The sequence below is a fragment of the Acinetobacter sp. A1-4-2 genome (assembly GCF_040233925.1).
Taxonomy (GTDB): Bacteria; Pseudomonadota; Gammaproteobacteria; order Pseudomonadales; family Moraxellaceae; genus Acinetobacter.
The window spans coordinates 2,314,252-2,338,663 of the sequence record NZ_CP157981.1; the positions used below are offsets into that span (position 1 = coordinate 2,314,252).

General features: G+C 41.4%; 22 protein-coding genes. 9 read left to right on the forward strand and 13 right to left on the reverse strand.

The genetic code is table 11. The features are described 5' to 3' along the window. Nucleotides 1-30: 30 nt before the first annotated feature. Genes ABJ384_RS11270 through ABJ384_RS11285 form a run of 4 tightly spaced genes read right to left on the reverse strand, consistent with a single transcriptional unit; the run spans nucleotide 31 to nucleotide 2,982 of the window. Nucleotides 31-597: a Maf-like protein gene (locus ABJ384_RS11270; protein ID WP_349927388.1), complete on the reverse strand. Its 567-nt coding sequence runs from the start codon at nucleotides 595-597 to the stop codon at nucleotides 31-33. After that, complete coding sequence (mreD, locus tag ABJ384_RS11275; protein ID WP_086196908.1) at nucleotides 585-1,076, reverse strand: rod shape-determining protein MreD; 492 nt, start codon at nucleotides 1,074-1,076, stop codon at nucleotides 585-587. The genes ABJ384_RS11270 and mreD overlap by 13 nt, the downstream gene beginning before the upstream one ends. Beyond that, nucleotides 1,063-1,920, reverse strand: a complete 858-nt coding sequence (mreC, locus tag ABJ384_RS11280) for a rod shape-determining protein MreC (protein WP_086196909.1) — start codon at nucleotides 1,918-1,920, stop codon at nucleotides 1,063-1,065. The genes mreD and mreC overlap by 14 nt, the downstream gene beginning before the upstream one ends. Nucleotides 1,921-1,935: 15 nt before the next feature. Continuing rightward, nucleotides 1,936-2,982, reverse strand: a complete 1,047-nt coding sequence (locus tag ABJ384_RS11285; RefSeq protein WP_086196910.1) for a rod shape-determining protein — start codon at nucleotides 2,980-2,982, stop codon at nucleotides 1,936-1,938. 132 nt (nucleotides 2,983-3,114) lie between these two features. Between ABJ384_RS11285 and gatC the strand changes: the two genes are divergently transcribed. Genes gatC through gatB form a run of 3 tightly spaced genes read left to right on the forward strand, consistent with a single transcriptional unit; the run spans nucleotide 3,115 to nucleotide 6,435 of the window. Beyond that, nucleotides 3,115-3,429, forward strand: a complete 315-nt coding sequence (gene gatC, locus ABJ384_RS11290; RefSeq protein WP_086174772.1) for an Asp-tRNA(Asn)/Glu-tRNA(Gln) amidotransferase subunit GatC — start codon at nucleotides 3,115-3,117, stop codon at nucleotides 3,427-3,429. A gap of 52 nt (nucleotides 3,430-3,481) precedes the next feature. Further along, nucleotides 3,482-4,960, forward strand: coding sequence for an Asp-tRNA(Asn)/Glu-tRNA(Gln) amidotransferase subunit GatA (gatA, locus tag ABJ384_RS11295; protein ID WP_349927391.1), 1,479 nt, complete (start codon nucleotides 3,482-3,484; stop codon nucleotides 4,958-4,960). Next, nucleotides 4,960-6,435, forward strand: a complete 1,476-nt coding sequence (gatB, locus tag ABJ384_RS11300; RefSeq protein ID WP_349927393.1) for an Asp-tRNA(Asn)/Glu-tRNA(Gln) amidotransferase subunit GatB — start codon at nucleotides 4,960-4,962, stop codon at nucleotides 6,433-6,435. The genes gatA and gatB overlap by 1 nt, the downstream gene beginning before the upstream one ends. 48 nt (nucleotides 6,436-6,483) lie before the next feature. Here the strand turns inward: gatB and ABJ384_RS11305 are convergent, their stop codons facing one another. Both ABJ384_RS11305 and ABJ384_RS11310 read right to left on the reverse strand, forming a co-directional pair. Continuing rightward, nucleotides 6,484-7,296: a hypothetical protein gene (locus ABJ384_RS11305; RefSeq protein ID WP_349927394.1), complete on the reverse strand. Its 813-nt coding sequence runs from the start codon at nucleotides 7,294-7,296 to the stop codon at nucleotides 6,484-6,486. 415 nt (nucleotides 7,297-7,711) lie between these two features. Then, nucleotides 7,712-8,236 carry a hypothetical protein gene (locus ABJ384_RS11310; RefSeq protein WP_349927396.1) on the reverse strand — a complete coding sequence of 175 codons (525 nt, stop codon included), beginning with the start codon at nucleotides 8,234-8,236 and terminating at the stop codon, nucleotides 7,712-7,714. Between the two features lie 234 nt (nucleotides 8,237-8,470). Between ABJ384_RS11310 and ABJ384_RS11315 the strand changes: the two genes are divergently transcribed. Continuing rightward, nucleotides 8,471-9,049: a DJ-1/PfpI family protein gene (locus ABJ384_RS11315; protein WP_349927398.1), complete on the forward strand. Its 579-nt coding sequence runs from the start codon at nucleotides 8,471-8,473 to the stop codon at nucleotides 9,047-9,049. A 90-nt stretch (nucleotides 9,050-9,139) separates the two neighbouring features. Here ABJ384_RS11315 and ABJ384_RS11320 read toward each other — a convergent pair whose 3' ends face one another. The 3 genes from ABJ384_RS11320 to sbmA all read right to left on the reverse strand — a co-directional run bounded on the left by ABJ384_RS11320 (nucleotide 9,140) and on the right by sbmA (nucleotide 12,848). Next, the gene (locus ABJ384_RS11320; protein ID WP_349927400.1) at nucleotides 9,140-10,135 is read right to left on the reverse strand and encodes a hypothetical protein; all 996 of its coding nucleotides are present in this window, start codon (nucleotides 10,133-10,135) and stop codon (nucleotides 9,140-9,142) included. A gap of 326 nt (nucleotides 10,136-10,461) precedes the next feature. Next, entirely contained in the window at nucleotides 10,462-11,532 is a 1,071-nt protein-coding gene (locus tag ABJ384_RS11325; RefSeq protein WP_349927402.1) for a DUF1176 domain-containing protein, read from the reverse strand. 119 nt (nucleotides 11,533-11,651) lie between these two features. Continuing rightward, complete coding sequence (sbmA, locus tag ABJ384_RS11330; RefSeq protein WP_349927404.1) at nucleotides 11,652-12,848, reverse strand: peptide antibiotic transporter SbmA; 1,197 nt, start codon at nucleotides 12,846-12,848, stop codon at nucleotides 11,652-11,654. Between the two features lie 562 nt (nucleotides 12,849-13,410). On the opposite strand from sbmA, the gene ABJ384_RS11335 reads away from it, so the two are divergent. Then, nucleotides 13,411-13,605 (forward strand): hypothetical protein, encoded by a 195-nt coding sequence (locus tag ABJ384_RS11335; protein WP_086196922.1) that lies wholly within the window; start codon nucleotides 13,411-13,413, stop codon nucleotides 13,603-13,605. A 275-nt stretch (nucleotides 13,606-13,880) separates the two neighbouring features. On the opposite strand, the gene ABJ384_RS11340 is transcribed toward ABJ384_RS11335, so the two are convergent. Both ABJ384_RS11340 and ABJ384_RS11345 read right to left on the reverse strand, forming a co-directional pair. Next, nucleotides 13,881-14,681: a hypothetical protein gene (locus ABJ384_RS11340; protein ID WP_349927406.1), complete on the reverse strand. Its 801-nt coding sequence runs from the start codon at nucleotides 14,679-14,681 to the stop codon at nucleotides 13,881-13,883. Between the two features lie 269 nt (nucleotides 14,682-14,950). Then, a complete protein-coding gene (locus ABJ384_RS11345) occupies nucleotides 14,951-15,673 on the reverse strand; it encodes a hypothetical protein (RefSeq protein ID WP_349927408.1) in 723 nt (240 codons plus the stop codon). 308 nt (nucleotides 15,674-15,981) lie between these two features. Here ABJ384_RS11345 and metG point away from each other — a divergent pair, with 308 nt between their 5' ends. Next, nucleotides 15,982-18,039 carry a methionine--tRNA ligase gene (metG, locus tag ABJ384_RS11350; RefSeq protein WP_349927410.1) on the forward strand — a complete coding sequence of 686 codons (2,058 nt, stop codon included), beginning with the start codon at nucleotides 15,982-15,984 and terminating at the stop codon, nucleotides 18,037-18,039. A gap of 440 nt (nucleotides 18,040-18,479) precedes the next feature. On the opposite strand, the gene ABJ384_RS11355 is transcribed toward metG, so the two are convergent. Further along, nucleotides 18,480-19,627, reverse strand: a protein-coding gene (locus tag ABJ384_RS11355) for an IS3 family transposase (RefSeq protein ID WP_349927412.1) whose coding sequence is annotated in 2 segments (ribosomal slippage) — nucleotides 18,480-19,381 and nucleotides 19,381-19,627 — 1,149 coding nt in all. Because the reading frame shifts where the segments join, the coding sequence is not laid out codon by codon here. Nucleotides 19,628-19,882: 255 nt separating this feature from the next. On the opposite strand from ABJ384_RS11355, the gene ABJ384_RS11360 reads away from it, so the two are divergent. Together ABJ384_RS11360 and ABJ384_RS11365 are read left to right on the forward strand one after the other, a co-directional pair. Continuing rightward, nucleotides 19,883-20,362 carry a DUF4145 domain-containing protein gene (locus ABJ384_RS11360; protein ID WP_349927414.1) on the forward strand — a complete coding sequence of 160 codons (480 nt, stop codon included), beginning with the start codon at nucleotides 19,883-19,885 and terminating at the stop codon, nucleotides 20,360-20,362. Between the two features lie 241 nt (nucleotides 20,363-20,603). Further along, complete coding sequence (locus tag ABJ384_RS11365) at nucleotides 20,604-21,578, forward strand: MBL fold metallo-hydrolase (RefSeq protein ID WP_349927416.1); 975 nt, start codon at nucleotides 20,604-20,606, stop codon at nucleotides 21,576-21,578. A 43-nt stretch (nucleotides 21,579-21,621) separates the two neighbouring features. On the opposite strand, the gene ABJ384_RS11370 is transcribed toward ABJ384_RS11365, so the two are convergent. Next, the gene (locus tag ABJ384_RS11370; protein WP_180042995.1) at nucleotides 21,622-22,602 is read right to left on the reverse strand and encodes a diguanylate cyclase; all 981 of its coding nucleotides are present in this window, start codon (nucleotides 22,600-22,602) and stop codon (nucleotides 21,622-21,624) included. Between the two features lie 552 nt (nucleotides 22,603-23,154). On the opposite strand from ABJ384_RS11370, the gene ABJ384_RS11375 reads away from it, so the two are divergent. Beyond that, nucleotides 23,155-24,408: an exonuclease SbcCD subunit D C-terminal domain-containing protein gene (locus ABJ384_RS11375; RefSeq protein ID WP_349927418.1), complete on the forward strand. Its 1,254-nt coding sequence runs from the start codon at nucleotides 23,155-23,157 to the stop codon at nucleotides 24,406-24,408. Nucleotides 24,409-24,412: the final 4 nt, after the last annotated feature.

Below are 24,412 nucleotides of genomic sequence, written 5' to 3' on the forward strand. Positions count from 1 at the left end.
AACATTATAAAAATTCTTTTTTGAGGTCAGTTAATTTAGTGCCTTAACTGCCTGTAATAACTGTACGGTTTCATGTAAAGGCAAGCCCACGACATTGCTATAACTGCCTTCGATACGGGCAATATAACGCGCTGCGATGCCTTGAATGGCATAAGCACCCGCTTTGCCTAGGGGCTCCCCTGTTGCCCAATAACTTTCCATATCATTGAGACTTAACTTTTGAAACTCAACCTGTGTTCGTACCACTATACTTGATTTTTTTGTACTTGTACGCACACAAACACCTGAAAACACATCATGCTTGCGCCCAGAAATGCGCTGCCACATTTCAAAAGCATGTTGTTTTGATTCAGGTTTACCTAAAATCTGATTATCCACACCTAAACTGGTGTCAGCGGCGATGACGATGGCATCCGGAAATTGCTCCAATACAGCTTGAGCCTTGCTACAGGCTAAACGCTCGACATAGGCGGCAACATCTTCTCCGTCAAGAATAGATTCATCGATATCCGGACTATAAATCTCGAATTCTAAACCTAACTGTTGCAGCAGTTCCCGACGCCGTGGAGAACTCGAAGCCAGAATTAAACGCGCCATTTTTTAAGCATAAAATACATGACAGGGAAAACCAGCACACTGCTCAATAAAGGCTGCCAGTGTCGGGTAATGGAAAATTGCAAGCCACCCATCGTTTGGGCAATCCAGATCACAAATAAATGTGCCATTACTGCCAGAAAGCTAATCACCCAGAGATTGCCAAAGGTCATGATGCGTCGTTCACGGGTTAAAAACCGGACAATAAAGGTAATCAACACAAAACTTAGTGCATTCATGCCTAAAGGGGCATCCACCAGCAGGTCGGTAAACATGCCGGTGGCAAAGGCAAACCAGATTCCGCACCATGTAGGTTGGCACATCACCCAAAATAGCATGAGCAGCAACATGAATAAGGGACGTGCACCTGACACGGCATAAGACAATGGATAAACCATCAGCACCGAACAGACAATGACTGAAACAATGATCGCAATTAAAGGATCCCGATTGCTTTCAGCCCGTAATTTAGCGAGTGGCATGTGGCTGCTCCATCGCTAATGAATCAGAAAAAAGTACCACGACATGATGTCCACCGGCCAATTGTGCGGCTGGAATGACTTCAATCTGGGCAAATTCACCCGAATTATGCCGGTTGACTTTAGACACTGTGCCGACCAGATAGCCTGCAGGGAAATGTGCACCCAAACCTGAGCTATACACTTTTTCACCCACCTTGACATTGGCACTGGTCGGAACATATTCCATCTTCAAATGACCTAAATCACCTGTACCCGAGACAATGGCACGCATCCCGGTATGTTCCAAACGCACAGAGAGAGAATGTTCTTTATCGGACAGCAACATAATACGACTACTATGCGAATTGACATTGATGATCTGCCCCATAATTCCTTTATCATCCAGTACGGTTTGACCGACCTTAAGCTGACTGTTGGAACCACGGTTAATCACAATAATATGCCGTAACGGATCGGCATCTGTACCGATGACTTCTGCAATTTCCATGCGTCCATCAATAATCAAAGGCGTATCCAGCAGACCTCTTAAACGGGTATTTTCGGCAGAAAGTTCAGATAATTTTTGCAGACGAACCTGAGCCTGTAACAACTCGGCTTGCATCGCGGTATTTTCACGACGTAACTGGGCTTCAGACTTGGTTTGTTGATTGAGCCATTCTCGCGATAACACTGGATAACTTGCAAGGGCATAAATAGGATTATATGCCGCATACAAGACATCACGTGCGGGCTGAATCACATGCGGCATGCGCCAGTTAAAAAACAGCACCACCAGACATGTAATCACCGCAATGATAAATGAGCGAAAAGATGGCGGTTGTCGAGAAAACAGTTGTGTTTGCACCGCCTGGTCCCTAACTTAACCTACAAATAACATGTCGTGATTTGGATTGTCGAAGAATTCCAGAACCTTGCCACCACCACGAGTCACGCAAGTCAACGGATCTTCAGCCACAACCACAGGCAAACCGGTTTCTTGCGCAAGAAGTTTGTCCAGGTTACGAAGTAGTGCGCCACCACCAGTCAGCACAATACCACGTTCTGCAATGTCAGAAGACAGTTCAGGCGGGGTTTGTTCAAGGGCAGATTTAACCGCAGAGACAATATTTTGTAATGGGTCTGAAATCGCCTGGGTAATTTCGTCTGAAGTCACAGTAATGGCGCGAGGCACACCTTCAGCCAGGTTACGGCCACGCACTTCAATTTCCAGCGGCTTCGCGCCTTCATCCGGAAGTGCCATACCCACTTCTTTTTTAATCACTTCGGCAGTGGTTTCACCAATCACACAGCCATGCGCTTTACGCACGTAGTTAATGATCTGTTCATCAAAGACATCACCACCAATACGGAGCGAATCTGCGTAAACACAGCCCTGCAATGAAATAATTGCGATTTCAGTGGTACCACCACCCACATCGACCACCATAGAACCACAGGCCTGTTCAACCGGCATACCGGCACCAATTGCAGCAGCCATTGGCTCTTCAATTAAGCGGACATCACGTGCTCCAGCATTGAATACCGCTTCACGAATGGCACGGCGCTCAACCAGCGTTGATTTACACGGTACACACACCACCACACGCGGTGCAGGCGGGAATAGACGCTTTTCATGTACTTTACCAATAAACTGGTTCAACATGGTTTCGGTCACTTCGAAATCGGCAATCACCCCGTCTTTCATCGGGCGGATTGCAGAAATATTTGCAGGTGTACGACCGAGCATTTGTTTAGCATCAAGACCAACCGCGGCAACGATTTTCTGTGAACCGCTGTGACGGATGGCCACAACCGTCGGTTCATTTAATATAATGCCTCGTCCTGGTGCATAAATAAGTGTATTTGCTGTACCTAAATCAATGGCTAGATCGGGCGAAAACAAGCCAATTAGTCTTTTTAGAATCACGGAGACGTTCTCGATTAAACTTTATGTGGACGCAAGGTGGCAACTTTAACTAAATGTGATGATTTGGACAAGTCAATCGCTTATTATAACGCACGATATTTTGAATTTTTTTAATACTGATTAGGTAATATTATGTCTACATCGGATGCACAGCATTCTGCAGATTTAAATGCAAAAACAGTTTCAGCAATCGCACATCTGGCTCGATTGTCGCTAAATGATACGCAATCTGCTGAATATGCTCAAAGTCTAAATAAAATTTTAGGCATGATGGAAACCTTAAAAGGCATTGACACTGAAAATGTCGAGCCGCTTAAAAGTCCATTTGACCATCCACAGCCCTTACGTGAAGACGTGGTTTCTGAAGAAAATCATCGTGAAGAATATCAAGCTGTTGCACCGGCAACCCAAGATGGCTTGTACCTTGTTCCGCGTGTGATTGAATAATCTTTATTCAGTTAAATCATTTTATTAAATTAAACGTAAAGAAATATTTCTCATGACAGATTTACATCGCTTATCGATTCGTGAACTTTCCGAGGGTTTAGCTGGGGCTAAATTTTCGTCTCGCGAATTGACTGAACATTATTTAAAACGCATTGCAAAAATCGATGCCCAAGTACAATCTTATGTGACCGTAACCGCCGAGCAGGCATTGGCCCAAGCCGATGCTGCTGATGCTGCAATTAAAGCCGGCAATGCAACTTCCTTAACCGGTGTGCCAATTGCACATAAAGATATTTTCTGTACCCAAGGCATTAAGACCACAGCCGGTTCTAAAATGCTGGACAATTTTATCTCTCCTTACGACGCGACCATTGTAGCGAAAGGTAAAGCTGCGGGCTTAGTCACTCTTGGTAAAGTGAACATGGACGAATTCGCCATGGGTTCAACTTCCGAGTCTTCTTATTTTGGCGCGACCAAAAACCCGTGGGCACTGGATCACGTTCCGGGTGGTTCTTCAGGTGGTTCTGCTGCGGCTGTAGCGGCTGACCTTGCACCATTTTCAACCGGTACCGATACTGGTGGTTCAATCCGTCAGCCTGCGTCTTTCTGTGGTTTGACCGGTCTGAAACCAACTTATGGCCGTGTATCACGTTTCGGTATGATTGCCTATGCATCATCTCTGGATCAGGGTGGTCCAATAGCGCGTTCGGCTGAAGACTGTGCTTACCTGATGAATGTGATGGCAGGTCATGACGCAAAAGATTCTACTTCTGTAAACAAAGATGTTGATGATTATGTGGCAAACCTGAACGGTACATCAGTTAAAGGTTTACGCATTGGTATTCCGAAACAGTACTTCAACGTTCACGGCTTAGATGCAGACGTGAAAGCACGTGTTGAAGAATCACTGAAAAAATTGGAAGAGATGGGCGCAACGTTGGTTGAGATTGACCTCAACATGACAGAAGCTTATGTTCCGACGTATTACCTGATTGCCCCTGCTGAAGCATCTTCAAACTTGTCACGTTTTGATGGCGTGCGTTATGGCTACCGCTGTGAAGATCCGAAAGACATTATGGACTTATACAAACGCTCTCGTTCAGAAGGTTTTGGTAAAGAAGTTCAGCAACGTATCCTGATTGGTACTTATGCGCTTTCTGCGGGTTACTACGATGCTTACTACGTGAAAGCACAAAAAGTCCGTCGTTTAATTCAACAAGACTTCCTGAAAGCTTTTGAAAATGTCGATGTGATTGCAGCCCCTTCTGCGCCAACCACGGCTTACAGAATTGGTGCAAACCTGTCGCCTGTGGAAATGTACCTGGGTGACATTTACACTATCGCGGTGAACCTGGCAGGTCTACCTGCGATTAATGCGCCTGTTGGTTTTGACAAAGATAACTTACCTGTTGGCTTACAGCTGATTGGTAACTACTGGTCAGAATCTCAATTGTTGTCTGTGGTGCATCAATACCAACAAGCAACGGATTGGCATACAAAACGCGCTGCAATTGCTGAGGAGAACGCATAATGGCTAAGAACGCTGCTAAACCAAAATCTAACCTGATTGATGGTTGGGAAGTCGTTATTGGTATCGAGATTCACACTCAGCTGGCAACCAATACTAAAATTTTCTCTGGTTCTTCAACCACTTTCGGTCAAGACCCAAATACACAAGCCAGCCTGGTTGATTTAGCGATGCCAGGCGTATTGCCAGTACTCAACAAAGAAGTGGTTGATCTTGCAATTCGTTTTGGTTTGGGTATCGACGCGTATATTGACAAAGCCTCTGTGTTTGCACGTAAAAACTATTTCTACCCGGACTCGCCTAAAGGCTACCAGATCAGCCAGATGGACAACCCGATTGTGGGCTTGGGTCATATTGATATCCAGCTTGAAGATGGTACGACTAAACGCATTGGCGTAACCCGTGCACATTTAGAGGAAGATGCTGGTAAATCGATTCATGACCAGTTTGAAGGTATGTCAGGCATCGACCTCAACCGTGCAGGTACGCCGCTGCTTGAAATCGTATCTGAACCAGATATGCGTTCGGTTGAAGAAGCGGTTGCCTATATCAAAGCGATTCACACGCTGGTGCGCTGGTTAGGCATTTCTGACGGTAACATGGCAGAAGGTTCGTTCCGTGCGGACTGTAACGTGTCTTTACGTCGTCCTGGTCAACCCTTCGGTACGCGTTGTGAACTGAAAAACCTGAACTCATTCCGTTTCATTGAACAGGCGATCAATGTTGAAATTGAACGTCAAATGGAAATCCTGGAATGGGACGGCACCATCGATCAGGAAACGCGTTTGTTCGACCCTGTGAAGATGGAAACGCGTTCTATGCGTTCTAAAGAAGAAGCGAACGATTACCGCTACTTCCCTGATCCAGACTTGTTGCCTGTGATCATTGCAGATGCACAAATCGAAGCGATTAAAGCGACCATGCCTGAGCTTCCTGCTGCACGTCGTGAACGTTTTGTGGCGGACTTTGGTGTGACTGAGTACGATGCTCACGTTCTTACATTGACTCGTGAAATGTCAGAATTTTATGAAGAAGTAGTCGCTGCTGCTGGCGGTGCTGCACAAGGTAAGATTGCTGCAAACTGGGTGATGGGTGAATTCTCAGGGGCGCTAAACAAAGCCGGCTTAGATTTGGCTGATTCTCCTGTTTCTGCGGAAAAACTTGGCGGTATGATCGCGCGTATTGTGGACAACACGATTAGCGGTAAGATTGCGAAACAAGTGTTCGGCTTTATGTGGGATGAAGGCAAAACTGCGGACGAAATTATTGCTGAAAAAGGCTTGAAACAGGAAACTGATACAGGTGCGATTGAAGCGATTATTAAGGAAGTGCTTGCTGCCAATGAGAAGATGGTTGAAGAGTATAAATCTGGTAAAGAGAAAGCTTTCAACGGTCTTGTGGGTCAAGTAATGAAAGCATCTAAGGGTAAAGCCAACCCTGCGCAAGTGAATGAATTAATGAAGAAATTGATTGGTTGATCTGGTCTTTCTTTAAAAAAACCCGTCTTAGGACGGGTTTTTTAGGCTTTAAAACGGTAATTCATCATCATTATTACGAATAATATTTTTAATCAATTCATTATATTTATGAGCATAATTAATTGAAATTTTTTCCTTGAATTTTATATAAAATCTTTCTTTTTCAAAAGAATAGCTAACCTCCATAACTAATGGAATTTTAGTCTCAATCATATTAAGTATAGTTGCTAACTTATCAGCATATTGAATTTGATGGTCAATTATCAAATTATCCGTACTTTGTAAGATATTAGAAGTAGATTCTAAATTATTATGATTTAAATTTTTAATTTGTGATTCCAAAACCGTCATTTTATTGAGAACTTTTTCAATAGCTTCACTTTCACCAATAGATTTATTTTCAACCCTAGCTACTTCAAATTTTCCGAAATAACTTAGAAATGATTGATATTCCTCTCTCTGAGAAGCCTCATAAGTTTTGACAATTTTTCTACTTAAATCATCAATAAATTTTTCTACAGTACTGTGTCTCAAATCTTTTCTATATGGTTCATGCTGAATATTACCAGTATCAAATGAATAGTCAGTTTTATCATCCTTAACTATTACAATAGGTTTATTAAAAGCTAATCGCATTCCTAGTTCAAACATGACATTGGCATTTTTATTACTTACATCACAAACAATTATTGCATCATTATAAATATTATTAATGATTGATCCATGAATAACTGTGCTTTCCTCTGAATCACTTACAATACGAGGAATAAAACCTGCTTTCTCAATTGCTTTATGTAATATATGTCGCACATCAGACCAATGATCTGAGGTATATTCAGCCGACATAGTTGCAATCGGCATAATAATTCCACAAGTAAGTCGAGTATCTTTGTGCTCTTTTGTAGTAGCCTCTTCCCCAACTTGAAGATCAACTTTTTATTCATTGCATGTACCAAATATATTTTCTTGAATCATATCGAAATTGATAATAATTAACCAGTTACCCTATATACATTGCAACTAAGCCCCTCACCCCAGCCCTCTCCCAACGGGAGAGGGAGCTTTCGTTATAAATTAAATGCCGTCATGAATTTAATATTGGATATTCCCTCTCCTTTTAGGAGAGGGCTAGGGAGAGGTATTCTGAATGAATTTTATAGCACTGCTTTAAAGCGAAGCATAAGTAAGGGTTAGAGGAAGGTTCTGTTCACTTTAAAGTCAAATTCAAGTAATAAGCATCCTCAAAATATATTTTAAGTTCTCAAGGGAAAGGGGATTACTTCCCTCTTATCTCCCCCAACTTATTCCACACATCCGGCGTTAAAAACGTCATCACCATTTTATTCAGGTCAACATAACGCAATACACCTTTCAGCTGACTTTTCACTTCAGGATTGTTAATAATTTCTTCCCCTGTGACACTGCCTAACTCCTGAAAACTGTCCCCCACCGCTTGTACACCCTCCGCAGCAATTACAGCTTTGGTCTGGCTCGAGCATTGCTCCACCAATATCCGCTGCAATACTTGGGCTAAATTATTATCCAGCTGGGTTCTCTGCTCTTCATTCACATTACTGAATTTCTTCAATTCCGGATGTGCAGATAACGCCACAAAAGTCCATTGCAACACTGTTGTTTTATCTGCTTCCGTGGTGGATTTCACCAGACAGTGACTCAACTGATCTACCGTTGGCCCGGCCATTGCAATTTGTGTGGTTCCCATAATCGTAGTTGCCATCAAAACCGAACAACCGATTCGAGCAAAGCGACGACCAAAGGTGGTAAAAATAGAGTAAAACATAAAGCAAACTTCCATTCTGAACTGCTGCCTTTTTATCATAAATTACCGGGTACAGCCTGTTATGACTCTGTAAAATCAAACTTCTTTTCAGCTTGTCTATCCACCTGATGATTTGAACGTTTTCTGGCTTCGACTAAAGAAAGCAAGCTCCTTCTTAAATCTGACATCTGATTATGCTAAGGTGAATGAAAATAAAACTTTATATAAATCATATGCAAACAGAGGGAAAAAATCATGGCTAAACAAATCTTGATGCTGGTGGGCGACTATGCCGAAGACTACGAAACTATGGTGCCGTTCCAGTTTTTAACCGGTCTGGGCTATACCGTACATGCGGTTTGCCCGGATAAAAAAGCTGGTGACAGCATCGCCACCGCTATTCATGACTTTGAGGGCGAACAAACCTATAGTGAAAAGCGTGGTCATAACTTTGCTATTAATTATGACTTCGACTCGGTCAATACCGAAGATTATGTCGGACTGGTGATTCCGGGCGGACGTGCACCTGAATACTTACGCATGAATGCACGCGTGGTAGAAATTGTACGTGAATTTGATGCTGTTCAAAAACCAATTGCAGCCGTATGTCACGGTGCGCAGCTGCTTGCCGCGGCCGATGTGCTTAAAGGTAAAACCTGTTCTGCTTACCCTGCATGTGCAGCGGAAGTCAAACTTGCAGGCGGTCAATATGCTGATATCGCAGTGACGGAAGCAGTCACCGACGGACATCTGGTGACTGCACCGGCTTGGCCTGCCCACCCTGCTTGGATGGCACAATTTGTGAAAGCATTAGGTGCAACGATTAGTCTGTAATACTGCCAAATTCAGATTTGAAAGTTTCACCTTCACGTTCCATCACCACATGATGGAACGTGACACTGATTCAGATGAACAAAATCGCTTTTATTTCATCTGCCTCAACATATTTTTTGCCCCACTGTGATTGTAATTCACGGCTAAATTTTGCAAGACTCGCGTTGCTTGAGCTTTGGAATTAGAAAAACGGTTGCTATAACTGGGTACACTGGTTAAGCAACGTGCAACCAGCATCCCCGATTCGGTATAGACCCGGGTCCCCTCAGTTCCTTGCAGCTTGCCATAGTTATAAGCCCGCTGGGCATTATTACAGGCAGAGATCTGATTTTTACCACTATTTAAATCACGACGTGCAGCGACGTAAAATTTCATCTGTTGCTGTTGCGGACTTTCCACGACTTTTAGCGGCTGTGCTGCTGGCAACTCCGGAGTTAGTTTGGTTTCTTTTTTAAGATCTGCTTCTTTTTTAGCTTCAGCCTCTTTTTGAAGGGCAGATTTATTTAACGCTTTTTTATTGCCCAGATCATTGGAATTGATTTTTTTATCCGCAGCATTTGTGGTCATACTAATATTTTTATAAAACTTTTTAGCTTCATCCGCCGACATGAGTCTGGTCTGTAAGCTGACTGCCCGTGCATCCGAACCATCATTGAGTTTACGTTCAGCCACCGGTTCAATAGAGGCAATCCAGCTCTGTCCATTCTTTTGTACACACTTATAGGCGCCTATGCCCTGTTTGACATTACCGGAAGCAGACAAGCGTTTTTTATCCGATACATCCTTCACCAGAGCCAAGGAACTCTTATACAGCAGCGTGAATTTGCCCTGCTTGGCAGAACAGTAATTGTTTAAATATTTTCTGGGATATAAAGATTGCGTTTCTTTGTCATTCTGTTTTGCTCCCCATGAATAGACATATTCTTTGGCCTGTCCATTGGGTTGGTTGATATTTTTTTGAACGATCATTTCCTGTGCTGAAGCATAATTTTTAACAGAATCATCTGAGCTCAAAGCATTAAAACTGGTACAGCCATGTAAAGTGATGCCCACTCCGACAATCAAGATGAATGTTTTGAAATTCACGTGTTAATGCTCACTGATGCTGTAACTCAAAAATATATCAAAATTGGGGAAATCACAAATATAGCACTTTGATTTTATTATTAATTCCCTTCAAGTTAAATGATAGATTTTTGCCTGAAAATGCAAAATAACTGCCAACCTTTTAAAAGTTTTAGTACTAAAATCCGAATGGGATAACACTTTTTAGCCAGTTTAAAATTTTTTATGATTGGTGAAGCTTTAGTTATCCCTGAAACTATTCGGCAATTTCCATCATAAACCGATGAAAATTTAATCTTTTATATAAATAGCTAGCTGGCGTACTCAAAAGCTAAAATTAAAATGGGTTATTTCACCACGGCTTCAATTAAATCAAGATCCCAAGCCCCACCGGCAAAACCTTTACACATGCCAGACCAGCGATCTACAGTTTGAACGAAAGCTTGTCCCTGCCAAATCCATTCGCTGATCTTCCAGCAATCACCAATACCACGACCCTTTTGCGCACTGCTGATTTCGCCTGCTGCAAAATCCGATGCAGATTCGGTCACAAAGCTGGCTTTGCCTGTTAAAGATTGATTCATTACCCAAGCCCCATAGCCTTCATTGTAGGCTCCGCGCCAGCATAGAGTGGTAGCTAGAATTTTGTTATTGGTGAGCTTATAGAGTTCAATCGCTTGTGGTTTTGCACCCTCTCCATCATAAATACCTTCACAAAATTCAGCTGCATCTGACTGTGTCGGCCGGGCAGCCATGAGCAACTGATGCAGGGTTTGGTACTGCCTGCTATTGGGCTGTAGTGTTAAATAAGGTTTTGCTGCGGTTTTTACTTTATTGACCACTAATTTGGGCTGTGCTGCCAATACTTTCGACTCACCTGCAGTTCCGGGGTTGACCAAAGCCCCTACCGTACCCATACGTTGTTGAAAATCATCCATTTTCAACAATGAAGCCATCATGCCTGCATCCGAAACCTGCCAGCTGTAATCAGCATTTTTAAATACGATGTTCGCTTTTTTCCGGGTCTGTTGTAACAGTGCATTGAGCTGTTTGCTATTTAGCGCTCCTGTGAGCAGTTGCTCTGAAATGTTAATCCTGACTCGGCCATAATCCTGATTATTCAGATAAAAATGTAAATTATTCAATTTCTTGTTATCTAGGGCCTGATCAAAACTGGATAAGGCAAATGTCCCGTGTATTGGCTGTTTTGCTCCAGCTTTACGGGTCAACAAGATTGTGGCGGGCATGCTTTGCAGATAATCATCCTGATAGCCTGCTGCCCGACAGGTGCCGGTATTACTGCAATACACTTCCCAATCCTGATGAGAAAAAGACATGCCTTGAATTTCTTTGGCAAATGTTAGAGGACTGGTCACGGCCAGACAGCAAAGCGAAGTCCATGCATAAAACCTTTTCATTTTTTTCTGACCCTTTCCCTTTTTAATTACTATACTTCAGCATTTTCATGATTGTTAAATATAAAGCATTATAAAAAAACCCGCATTATGCGGGTTCTGTTGCTCAATTTGAGTATACCTTATTTATGCAAAGTCGATTCAAATGCCCGTAAACGCTTATAAATCGAAAGCAATTCAATAATGGTCGGCCAAGACTCGATTAAATACTGGAAGGACTCGCGTACCTTGCCAAAGACATTGGCAATCTGCATCATCAAACCTAAAGTAATCGCCCCTGCGGCAATACTTGGAAACAGCACAAACAAGCCATACAGATTGTCCAGTTGCATGTACCAGATGCGTACCATGTTGAAATAGGCATAATGGAAATACAGGCGGAAATAATTAAAACGCACGCGGCTGAACAGTTCTTTTAAGGTGAGCGGATCGGCACGATCGGCATAATCTTCACCATAAACCAGCTCTTTGCGGTAAGCAGCTTCAACTTTCTGGTTGTTAAATTCCAGACCCGGCAATTTATAACCTACCAGCATCAACACCACAGTACCCAGCACCGCCCAGCTGATGGCAGCCCAGACCAGTGCATAAGGAATTTCACCAATCACCGGGAGCTGTTTCACATGCGATGATAACTGTAACAACACCGGTAAAAATGCCATGAGCGTCATCAGGGCCTGAATGAAACTCACCCCTAAACTTTCGGTGGTTTTGGCAAAACGCATGGTATCTTCCTGAATACGCTGCGAAGCCCCTTCAATATAACGTAACTGTTCCCAATGCGCGGTGTAATAGTCATTCATCGCCGTACGCCACCGGAAGATATAATGGCTGACAAAGAACAGGTTAAACACGGCAATCGTCACATAGACCATGGCGACATACAGGAAGGTCAGGGTTTCACTATAAAGTAAATTGACATCTCCGCCACCACTGCTCAGCATTTTCTGAATCAGGTCATAAAATGGGCTGTACCAGGCATTCACCACGACATTGACCTGCACCGCAAACCAGATATTGAACAGGATAAAAGCCGAGCCCCAGACCGACCAGCCCTGCCATGGATTGCTGGATTTAAAGCGCCAGAACAGCGCAAAAATAACGGTAGAAACCATGAACCACAGATAGAACCATAAAAATGAAGGTGCCCAAAAGCGGCTTACTCCAACAGGTAATTCTGCAGTGGCATAACCTGGTGCAAAGCCTAAAAATGTTCCCCAGCCACTTCCACCGGAATACCACAATGCAATATTGATGACAAACCAGAGTACCAACGATGAAAAGAACCACTTTGGATTAGGAAAAAAAGATTTAAACATCAGTTAGGGTTATTCCTTTATTTTTAGTTTCAAACTTGCCAATCAACCACCCGACCTATTTAGACTGGATGGATGAAGCGGCTATTATTCTCGTCTTTTCATCTTTGTAGCAACTTATAGACTGTTTGTGAAATGTTTTTTCAGGTGAATTCATTTTCTTTGAATGATGCCTCTTATAATCAAGTTGTATGCTTCATTCGCCCTGTGATGAGGTTTTTATCACGCCAGTTCAGCCTAAAATCTGCTGCATCTCGCATCCAATGCAGCAGAGGTGACTTTTAGTCAGATTTTGCCCCAGCATAGACGGAACAAATTAAAATTTGCTTAAAAATAATCCAGCCATTAAATCCCTATAAATTTTATGGAACTATTTTGAAAAACCGGAGCTAAATCAAAATATAAGTTTTAATTTTATCTCGTTTTAATATACAATATGTGACCCATGTCATATTTTTCATCCATTTGTTTTTGGATTTTAGTTATCAAGACTGATAGGATTGGTTAAATATTTACCAATTTATGATACTATTAACCTAATTTATAAGATCTAGGGGGAAGTGCAATGGAAAATTTAATCATCGAATTATTAAAACCTGTGACCTTGGAAAAAGAGAACTGTAGTCCTCTGGTTTTTGAACAAGGTACGATCTTAAAAGTCATTATGCAAACACCGACCAGCCTGCTGGTATCAGACGATACCGACTTTAATTTTACTGTTTCTTTGCAAGATGAAAATAAAGTCTGGCGTGAACTATAAGTTTCATGAGATTTTTATAGTAATTTAAAAAATTTGGCTACGGAATCCTCGAACTTGAGTATAACTCCCCTAAACTCAAGTTCGAGAATTTCGATGTGCCATAAACAACAATAAAATTTGGCTGAACAGCACCCCTGCTGATCAAAACCATAGAAAAGAGATACATACTTTATCTGTTGTGAACGTTAAAAGTTCCCTCTATCTCCAGCCCATCCAGTATATAAGCTCACCCAAACCCAGCGGCTTTAAGCCGAATATGGTTTAGATCAGCTTGTTCAATACTTAAGCGTTCCCATAAAACTCAGCGCAGAAAACAGCCAGATAAACAAAACAAAACTGCGTCCCTGATTAAAATGATTCAGATCTGTACCATGCAGAATGTTATGACGAGTCATGCTCACGGTTGAACTGCTATCCTTTTTATAAGCGGCAAGTTCAGCAAAGTACGGATTCATTTCAGTCGCAATTTTAGATTTGTGCCACAAGCTTTTTATTTCATTGCCCTTTAAGCCTGGAACAATTTTATAAACATCCACAAACCTGGTTGCATTTTGTTTTAAAAAACCCGCCTCAATCAGGACATTCGTCAATATTCCTTCAAGTTGTGCATACAATATGGGAATACAGCCTGCATAAAAACCCAATTTATATAACTTGAATGCTTCCAGAAGTACGAGACGACGCTGCGCTTTATGTTCTGAAATATTTAAAGCATCAAAAGCCTTGAGCATTTCAGCCTGAAAATTTTCCGAGTTGATCACATCCAGTAAACTGAATTTTTCGATATCTTCAAACTGATGAACCGCTTGCCAGAAATACAGCAGGTTTAAAGCATCATTGGCAATTTTCGCCCCAATCGGTTGATCAAGTTCATCTGCCAAGACTTGGAAGTAAGCATCTTGCTCTACCAAGCCCAATAGGGTGTTGATTAAAAGTGCATGCTCATCTGCCGAGATCTCTTCAAGATATTGCTCAGCCTCTTTTAAAATCTGACTGCCCAATTGTTTTTGACTCGCAGTATTTTGTTTAATACGGGTAACGGGTTGGTCGAAATCGAAATCATCTTCGTCAATCATGATCTTTACTCTGGGCACATTGCTTTAAGTGCCCATTATCACAGGTATTCAATACAGCAGATAGCGCTATAAAATAAATACTGACCTTGATGGAACCGCAATCGAGATTCAATCAAGGTCATAGACGCTCAATAACAGTGTCCCTGATTTAGACATTCCCAATATGCAGATGGAGCATGTTTTGATGGCATCCGAACAATCTTAAATTTTTCGGTCTTTCTAGCTCCTTCAACCCTGCCCTGACTGAAGTATCTTTAAAATTGAAAGCATTACTGATGATTTTTATTTTGGTTAGGCTTGTTTTGCTCAGATTGATCGGTTTTATCTTGATCCTGCTTTTTCGGCTCACCTGACTGAGATTGATCTTCGCCTTTCATTTTACTCATTGTGTCTGTCGCCATCTGTCTCAGTTCCCCCAGTTTGACAGAGGATTCATTGACCAACTCCATAATTTTCTGTTTGGTATCTTCAAACTTATGCAGAGCCTCATCTTTGAAATGTGCCATACGATCCTGCTGATCTGACTGATTTGCCGATTTATCTTCCGAGGTATGATCCGCTTTCGCCTTTTTCGTGTCACCAGAACCCTGTTCACCAGTTTGCTGACTGTCTGACTTGCCATTTTTTAGTTCATTCAGAATCTTTTCGGCTTTTTTCAGTAGATCCTCACCAATCGCGATTGCCTTCGCTTTTAAGTCATCCATCTTAATAGTTTCAGTTTTATTATCCGACTGGCCAGACTGAGCTTCTTTAGAATTATCTTTTTGCTCTGCATGTTCACCATTGGGCTGAGCACCTTGCTTCACTGCAGACTTTTCATCAGTATTGTTGTTCTGGGCTTCTAGAACGTCCTGATGTTCCTGCTTGTGCTGTTTATCAATCTCGTTCTGCTTTTGCTCTTTTTCCAATTGCTCATTCAGTTGTTGTGCATGTGGTTCTTTATCTTGGTTTTGCTTTGAAGTAGAAGTACTTGTCTGGTTATTCTGAGTCATGAGTACCCTCCTGAGGTGTCATAAAATGATCAGACAAATTTTTTAGCACAAAGCATGCAATCCAGCGGACGAATTAAGCAAACTGCAACAAAGCCTGTACATGTTGTTGCTATTGATTGCAGAAAGTAGCGTTAACCTAGCTCGATCAATTATTTAATATTCGCTCATCGGATGATATCGAATATTATATTTGAATATTCAAGTTGCTTTATTCATTGCGCTTCAGCTAAAGCATTTCTTTGTAATCCCCTCTGCATCATGTAAAATTATGACCCATTGCATAAAATACGAATGAGAGAGTCATATCCGTGCGTAATATCCTAGTCACTAACGCCCTTCCATACGCCAATGGTCCGATCCATATGGGTCACTTACTCGGTTATATCCAGGCAGATATCTGGGTTCGTGCCATGCGTGCAATGGGTCATAACGTGACTTATGTCTGCGCGGATGATGCTCACGGCACGGCGATCATGCTGCGTGCTGAAGCCAACGGTATTACGCCTGAACAGCAAATTGCCAATGTCCAAAAAGAACATGAGCGTGACTTTGCCGGTTTTAAAGTGGACTTCGACCACTACGACTCAACCAACAGCACTGAAAACCAGGCTCGTGCATCTGAGATTTATATCAAGAACCGTGAAGCCGGCAACATTGCCGTTCGCCCTGTTACGCAGTTATTTGATCCTGAAAAAGGCATGTTCCTGTCTGACCGTTTTATTAAAGGCACCTGCCCGAAATGTAAAGCGGAAGATCAATACGGCGACTCATGTGAAGTCTGTGGTACAACCTACAACGCAACTGAACTTTTAAATCCAAAATCAACTTTAAGCGGTGCGACGCCTGTAGAGAAATCTTCAGATCACTACTTCTTTAAACTGCCGAATTTTGGTGAATACCTGCAAAAATGGACACGTGACGAAGGTCGTTTACCTGTGTCGATTGCCAACAAGTTAGATGAATGGTTTGAAGCAGGTTTGTCGGATTGGGATATTTCTCGTGATGCGCCATATTTTGGTTTTGAGATTCCAGATGCACCAAACAAATACTTCTACGTTTGGGTAGACGCGCCGATCGGCTATATGTCGAGCTTTGAAAATTATATTAAAACCAAACGTCCTGACTTGAGCTTTGACAATTACTGGAAAAAAGATTCTAAAAATGAAGTCTATCACTTCATTGGTAAAGACATCGTTTACTTCCACGCATTGTTCTGGCCTGCGATGCTTGAAGGTGCAAACTACCGCACCCCGACAAGCTTGTTCGTTAACGGTTTCTTGACGGTGAACGGTCAGAAGATGTCGAAATCTCGTGGTACATTCATTAAAGCTGAAACGTATTTAGAGCATCTCAACCCTGAATATTTGCGTTACTACTTCGCCTCTAAACTTTCTGACAAAGTTGAAGATTCAGACTTGAATCTTGATGACTTCGTACAGAAAGTAAACTCTGACCTGGTGGGTAAAGTGGTGAACATTGCCAGCCGCTGTGCAAAATTCATCAACACCAAGTTTGACAATAAATTGTCTGCGACTTGTGCAGAGCCTGAACTGGTACAAAGCTTTATTGATGCAGGTGCATCGATTGCTGCTCAATACGAAGCACGTGAATTCTCTGCTGCGATTCGTGAAATCATGGCGCTTGCAGATAAAGCCAACCAATACATCGATGAGAAAAAACCTTGGGCTTTGGCGAAAATTGAAGGCGAAGAACAACAGGTACATAACGTATGTTCTGTCGGTATTAACCTGTTCCGTCAATTGGCTGTTTACCTAGCACCTGTGCTTCCAACTTTGGCTAAACAAGTGCAATTCTTCTTACAGTTAGACAGCTTTAACTTTGAATCTCGTAAGACTGTATTAATCGGTCATGAAATTACGTTGTTCCAACCATTAATGCAACGTGTTGATCCGAAAGCTGTGGCGGCAATGGTTGATGCATCTAAAGATTCTTTAGCGGCGCCTGCTGAAGCACCAAAAGCGGAAAAGAAAAAAGAGAAGAAGGTTGAGAAAAAACCTGAAGCTAAAGTCGGTGAAGCTGAAATCATTAATATTGATGATTTTATGAAAGTTGATCTACGTGTCGCTGAAGTTGTCGACGCAGCTACGGTTGAAGGTTCTGACAAGCTGCTTCAACTGACTTTAAATGTAGGTGAAGCTGAGCCACGTAACGTATTCAGTGGTATTCGTGAATTCTACCAACCTGAAGACTTAAAAGGTAAATTAGTGGTCATGGTTGCTAACCTTGCACCACGTAAGATGCGTTTTGGTATTTCTAACGGTATGGTTTTAGCTGCGGGTAATGGCGAAGGCGTTTGGGTGATTTCACCTGAATCTGGTGCTAAACCGGGTGATAAAGTGTCTTAAGATTTAGATCGAAAGATAAGAAAAGCCTCTAGTGATAGGGGCTTTTTTATGCTTATAAGTTCCCTCTCCTTTTGTAAAGGAGAGGGTTAGGAAGAGGATTTATTGAATCACAGCCCCATTTTGACTTTATAAAAAATAGTTTCTTTACGTAGGTATTGCCTTACTTTTGAAAGATCAAAAGTAACAAAAATCTTTTGTCCGCTTGATGATACGTCCATATATCACAAGCGAACGGCGACATCCATGTCGCCCATACCATTAGTTTCGTCTAGATTAATTAAGAATTAGGTGTATTATTTGTATAAGTAGAATCTATATAAATCAATAAAATGAACCACTTTCTCATACACAAATGTAACTTCTGTAATTCTAATAATATTAGATTAGATGTATTTAAAACAACTCTACATTCTTACAGATCTTGAATAGCCACCAAAATTCTAGACACACATAACCATCTTTTGATGGGCCTTTTCATAATCTAATGGAGAACGCTGACCATTGGAACCATGTCTGCGTTTTGAATTGTAGAACATCTCAATATATTCAAAAATATCCGATCTGGCTTCAGTTCTTGATGCATAGATTTTCTTCTTAATTCGTTCCCGCTTTAATAGCTGAAAGAAGCTTTCTGCAACAGCATTGTCATGGCAATTCCCTCTACGACTCATACTACTTTCAAGATTATGATGCTTGAGAAATGTCTGCCATTCATGGCTGGTGTATTGGCTGCCTTGGTCAGAATGGATTAGGACTTTGTTCTTTGGGTTTCTTCGCCATAAAGCCATCAATAATGCATCTAAAACCAGGTCTGTCGTGATTCTGGATTTCATCGACCAGCCAACAACAAGACGTGAAAACAGGTCAATCACAACTGCGAGATATAGCCACCCTTCATGAGTACGGATATAGGTAATATCTGTCACCCATATTTGGTTGGGATAAGTTGGATTAAATTGGCGGTCTAAAGTGTTTGCGGCAACGATAGCTGGATTACCAGCGTGAGCTCTAGGTTTACGATAGCCACGCTGTGATTTGAGACCATTCGCCTTCATGAGCCGATGTACTCGATTAATCCCGCAACTTTCACCAACATCTTTTAAATCACAGTGAATCTTGCGATAGCCGTAGATACCACCAGATTCCAGCCAGAACTGTTTAATCAATCCTGAAAGCTGTTGCCGTTTCCTCGCAGTTTTACTGGTGGGTTGCTTTAACCATGCGTAATAACCACTGTGATGAACATCCAGAGCTGAACATAAACGACGGACAGGCCATATGTGCTGATTGTCCTGAATAAAGGCGTACCTCATTTGGACTGGCTTGCGAAGTACACCGCGGCCTTTTTTAATATGTCTCTTTCTTCAGTGACCCTTTGCAGCTCTTTTTTTAACTTTGCCAATTCTGCACTTGGATCAGTAGATTCTGTTGTCTTGGGTTGCTGTGGATCATAACGTTTAATCCAGGCATATAAACTATGTGTGGTGGTTCCTAAACGTGCAGCAACTTCGGTCACACTATGACCTTTCTCAGTGACTTGTTTTACTGCTTCAATTTTGAATTCTTCAGGATATCGTTTACTGCTCATAAGCACCTCGTTAATTAGCCATTTTATCTAACTAAAAGGTGTCTACAAAATCGGTGGCTATTCATCTTATGGTAGTCAACGTTTTTATTGGCAAGCATTTTCTACTTGTAGTAATTGCAAAAATGGAATGATTTTAAGATTGGAAGCTAATCTAGATAAAATTCGGGATGATTTGTCCTTAAACTACGCAGATAAAGAATCCTTTGTGGAAAAAAGGATTTATGTAAATTTGAAAAAACAAATATAAATGATCATGTGAGGATTAGTGGGATAATATCTCCACCTTTAAAACAATTATATATATGTCCTGCATATGTACCTGATAACATAAAAAGTATTTTCGATGAAGCGACAAAATGCCTTTCAATGAATTGCTTTGTCGCTAGCGGTTCTATGTTTAGATTGTGCTTAGATTTAGTCACTAAAGATTTATTAGAAAAATGGTTAGAAGAACATCAAACTTCTGAGCAACAACCAAATAAAGATCAAAGAAATAAATTAGCCTATCGAATTGATTTTCTAATCGAGCAAGAAAAAATCCCTAAACGATTAAAAGAACTTGCTCACTGTATTCGTCATGATGGCAATGATTCTGCACATGATGGAAATACTGGTGAAGACGAAGCATTAGATTGTTTAGATTTCACAGAAGCATTACTCACTGAAATTTATACGTTGCCTGCACAGATTAATGAAGCAAATAGAAGACGGAATGAACGTCGAGCAAAATCCTGAAAATCTGTATTAATCTAATCACATGACCTGCGACATGGATGTCGCCAGTTCGTTAGGGGCACATGGACGTGCCCTCTAACGAACGAAGGATTTTTGTTACTTTTGATCCTTCAAAAGTAAGGCAAAGAATTCCCCTCATCCCAACCTTCTCCCATAGGGAGAAGGAGCTTTCAATAAAATTTTAAAATTTATAGTTATTATGATAAAAAATATTCATCACTTTAACTTTAATAAGAATCCCATGAAAAACCTAAAACCCCTCCTCCTAGCTTTGACCCTTGGCACAACAACCATCGCCACTACACAAGCTGCTGAACCCACCACCATCCAAACCCCAAAACAAGTTGCGGGCTATTACCATCACCAAATCGGCAACACTCAAATCACTGCCCTGCTCGATGGTACGCTTTACCTCAACCCATCCATGTTTAAAGGCTTAAGCGACACAGAAAAAACTGAAATTTTAAAGAAATACTATGCTGACCAAGCCCAAGGCATCCAGACTTCAGTCAATGCCTTCCTCATCAATACAGGCAATCAATTGTTGATGGTAGATAGCGGTGCAGCCAGCTGCTTTGGCGCACATTTAGGTTCGATCTATAACAACCTGAAAGCATCGGGTTATCAGCCTGAACAAGTAAACGAGATTTTCCTGACCCATTTACACCCTGACCATGTCTGCGGCATCTCAAATAACGGCGTAGCGAATTACCCCAATGCCACGCTGCACATTGCCAAAACAGAATATGATTACTGGCTAAATCCCAATACCGTGAAGAAACTGCCAAAAGACAAGCAAGCAGGTTTCTTGGGTACAGTTGAGAAAATTAAGGCTGCTTTAGCACCCTATGAAAAAGCTAAAAAGATTAAAGTCTTCTCAGATAAATCTTTAGCCTTTGGCGATATTCAATTTAAACCTTCTTTTGGTCATACACCGGGACATTACAGCTTTAAACTGAAAGCTGATGGTCAGGAAGTTGTGTTTATTGGCGACATCGTGCATTCACACACTTTGCAGTTTGACCGTCCTGAAACTGCAATCGAGTTTGATACTGATCCCAAAGCAGCGGTACAGACACGTTTAAAACACTTTGCCGAATATGCCAAAGAGGGTCAGCTCATTGCCGCCCCACATTTACCTTTCCCGGGAATTGGACATATTTACTCTCAAGATGGGAAAAGCTATCAGTGGATTCCGGTACACTTTAAAGATTAAAAAAATCCCCTCACTTGAGGGGATTTTTGATTTTATCTGCGTTTCAATTGTTCGCTGAACTTAAAATTGAATTTGATATTTCATCGGCAACAAAACGTTTACGTCCGGTCTGTTTGGCTTTAAACAGGTTTTTATCGACCATATTTAAAAAGTGTATTTTGTCATCTTTCTCTGTCGGACAAATACATTTCACCCCCAGACTTAAACTGACATTTTCTGAAATGGGAGATGCTCGATGCGGTAGATTTGCCTGATCTATCATACGAAGTATATTGTTTGCAATTTGAATCGCACCTTCTAAATCCGTTTCTGGCAATACAATCGCAAATTCCTCACCCCCATAACGTGCCACCAGGTCACGTGGACGTACACAGCAACTTTCCAACATCTGTGCAATCTGCTTGATACAGGCATCGCCGATAATATGCCCATTAAAATCATTGTATTGTTTAAAAAAATCGATATCGATCAAAATGACCGACAGTGGCTTTTGTTCACGTATTGCGTTGTTCCATTCACGTGAATAAAAATCATCAAATAAGCGTCGGTTGGCAATTTCAGTTAAACCATCTTTATAGGAAAATTCTTCCAGCTTGCGGTGCAACGCTTTTAATTCCTCTTCCTTTTTCTTACGTTCAGAAATATCAAACATAAAACCGACTAAACGTTCAACTTCACCATTTTCCTTGCGTACCACATGAACTACATCACGAATCCAGCAATATCCACCGCTTGCCTTTAAGGCACGATAATCCGCTTCATGATCTATGCCGGCAATAGATTGCGACACACAATAATTCAACACATGATCACGATCATCCCGGTGCATACGGTCTGCCCAGTCCTGCACCGATTTCCAGGAATCCTGTTCCCAGCCCAGTAACTTTTCAATTTGAGGACCAATATAACTAAACTGTTTGGTGGCCCAGTCTATGCTCCAGGGTATGGCCAAAGTCGACTCTAATAATGTTTTATAAAACATGTCATTCGACAATTGCTGCTCATCAAACGGATTTTTCGGCATAGGACGGACTACTCTGATTTGAATGGGCAAAAAAATATCTTCGCATGTTCTGGTTTTAGCATACACGACATTTCAATACGCTCTTGATAATTAACACACTTGAAGCAGGTTACCCAATAAAAACTGCTTTTTCATCACTGAACATTTTTACATTTCAAGATGGTTATTTATTCTACAATTTCTCTCTAAAAAAAGTATATCCTTCAGATCATTTAATATATTTTAAAAAGTAGTCAAAAATTTCTTATCCGAAATATCTCCTATAAATTTTCTAAAATATGCAGAATTCATTATGTTTAGATCAAAGAGCGAATAAGATTGTCTAGATTGCAGTCCAAACCTTGCACCTATCTAGCGACCTTCATATTCAACAAATTGTTTTGACCGGAAATTTGGTAAAGTAAAATATTTTGCTGAAACAAAAAATTAAATATTTCAATTCTAAAGACTTACTTTAATTTTAATGGTTCTTTCTGTAATCAATGACAGAATCAGCTGCATCATTTATGGTAATTTATAAGCTCATTTTATCCATTGTGATTTGGGGCATTCGTGGCTGTTCATTTTTTGCATACATCTGACTGGCACTTGGGACAGTTCTTTTATAACCATTCACGCCAGTATGAACATGAACAGTTTTTAAGCTGGTTACTTCAACAAATCCAGCAGAAACAGCCCCATGCCTTACTGATCGCCGGTGATATTTTTGATGTCATCAACCCTGCATCTAGCGCACAAAAACAGCTTTATCAATTCCTAGCCGATGCACATGAACTTGCCCCGCATATGCAAACGCTGATGATTGCCGGTAATCATGACTCAGGATATCGCATTGAACAGGTCGAACCTTTACTGGAAAAATATAATGCTAAAACGGTGGGAGTGATTCATAAAAATGCGGCAGGCCAGATTGATTTAGACCGTTTGCTGCTGCCTATTTACGATCAGCAAAAACAGATTGTAGCCTGGTGTATGGCACTACCGTTTTTACGTCCAGCAGAAATTACCGGTGTGAATGAACACACCAGTAATAGCCAAAATGCGATTGCCTATTTGCACCAGCAACTGATTGCCGAAGCCAAAAAACGTAAAACGGATAATCAGGCGCTTATTCTGATGTCACATGCGCATATGCAAGGCGGTGAAACGTCTGATTCGGAACGTCCGATTATTATTGGCAATGAAGAAGCCTTATCGACTGCATTATTTGATGACTGTATTGATTATGTGGCGCTGGGGCATTTACACAAACCGCAAAAAGTTCAGCATCCACACATCCGTTATAGTGGCTCGCCTATCCCTTTGTCTTTTAGTGAAATCAACTACAAACATCAGGTTGTAGAAGTACAGATTGATCCGTTAAAGCAGGATGAATCACGCTTTCTGTTTGAAGCGATTGCCATTCAGCGCTGTATTCAGTTGCATAAAATTCGTGGCGAGCTGAATGAAGTGCTGCAAAAACTCAAAGCCTTGCCCGAAGGTGAAATTGAACAGATTGATCAGCGTGAATATGTCGATATTGAATATCACACCCTGACACCGCCCTTGCCCAATTTAAGACAACAGTTTGAAGAAGCGCTGCCTAAAAATCGCTATCGACTGGTGCGAATTTCACGGCAATATTTATCTGTGGAAAATGACAGTACAACAATTGCAAAAATTTGTCTGGAACCGCCGACACCGGAAAAACTGTTTCAGCAAATCTGGGAAAAACATGGCTATAGCAATGATGAAAATGTCTTAAAAGATTTTATCAGTCTGATGCATGAAGCAGAAAAATCACTTGAAGAACAACAAATACGTTAAGAAC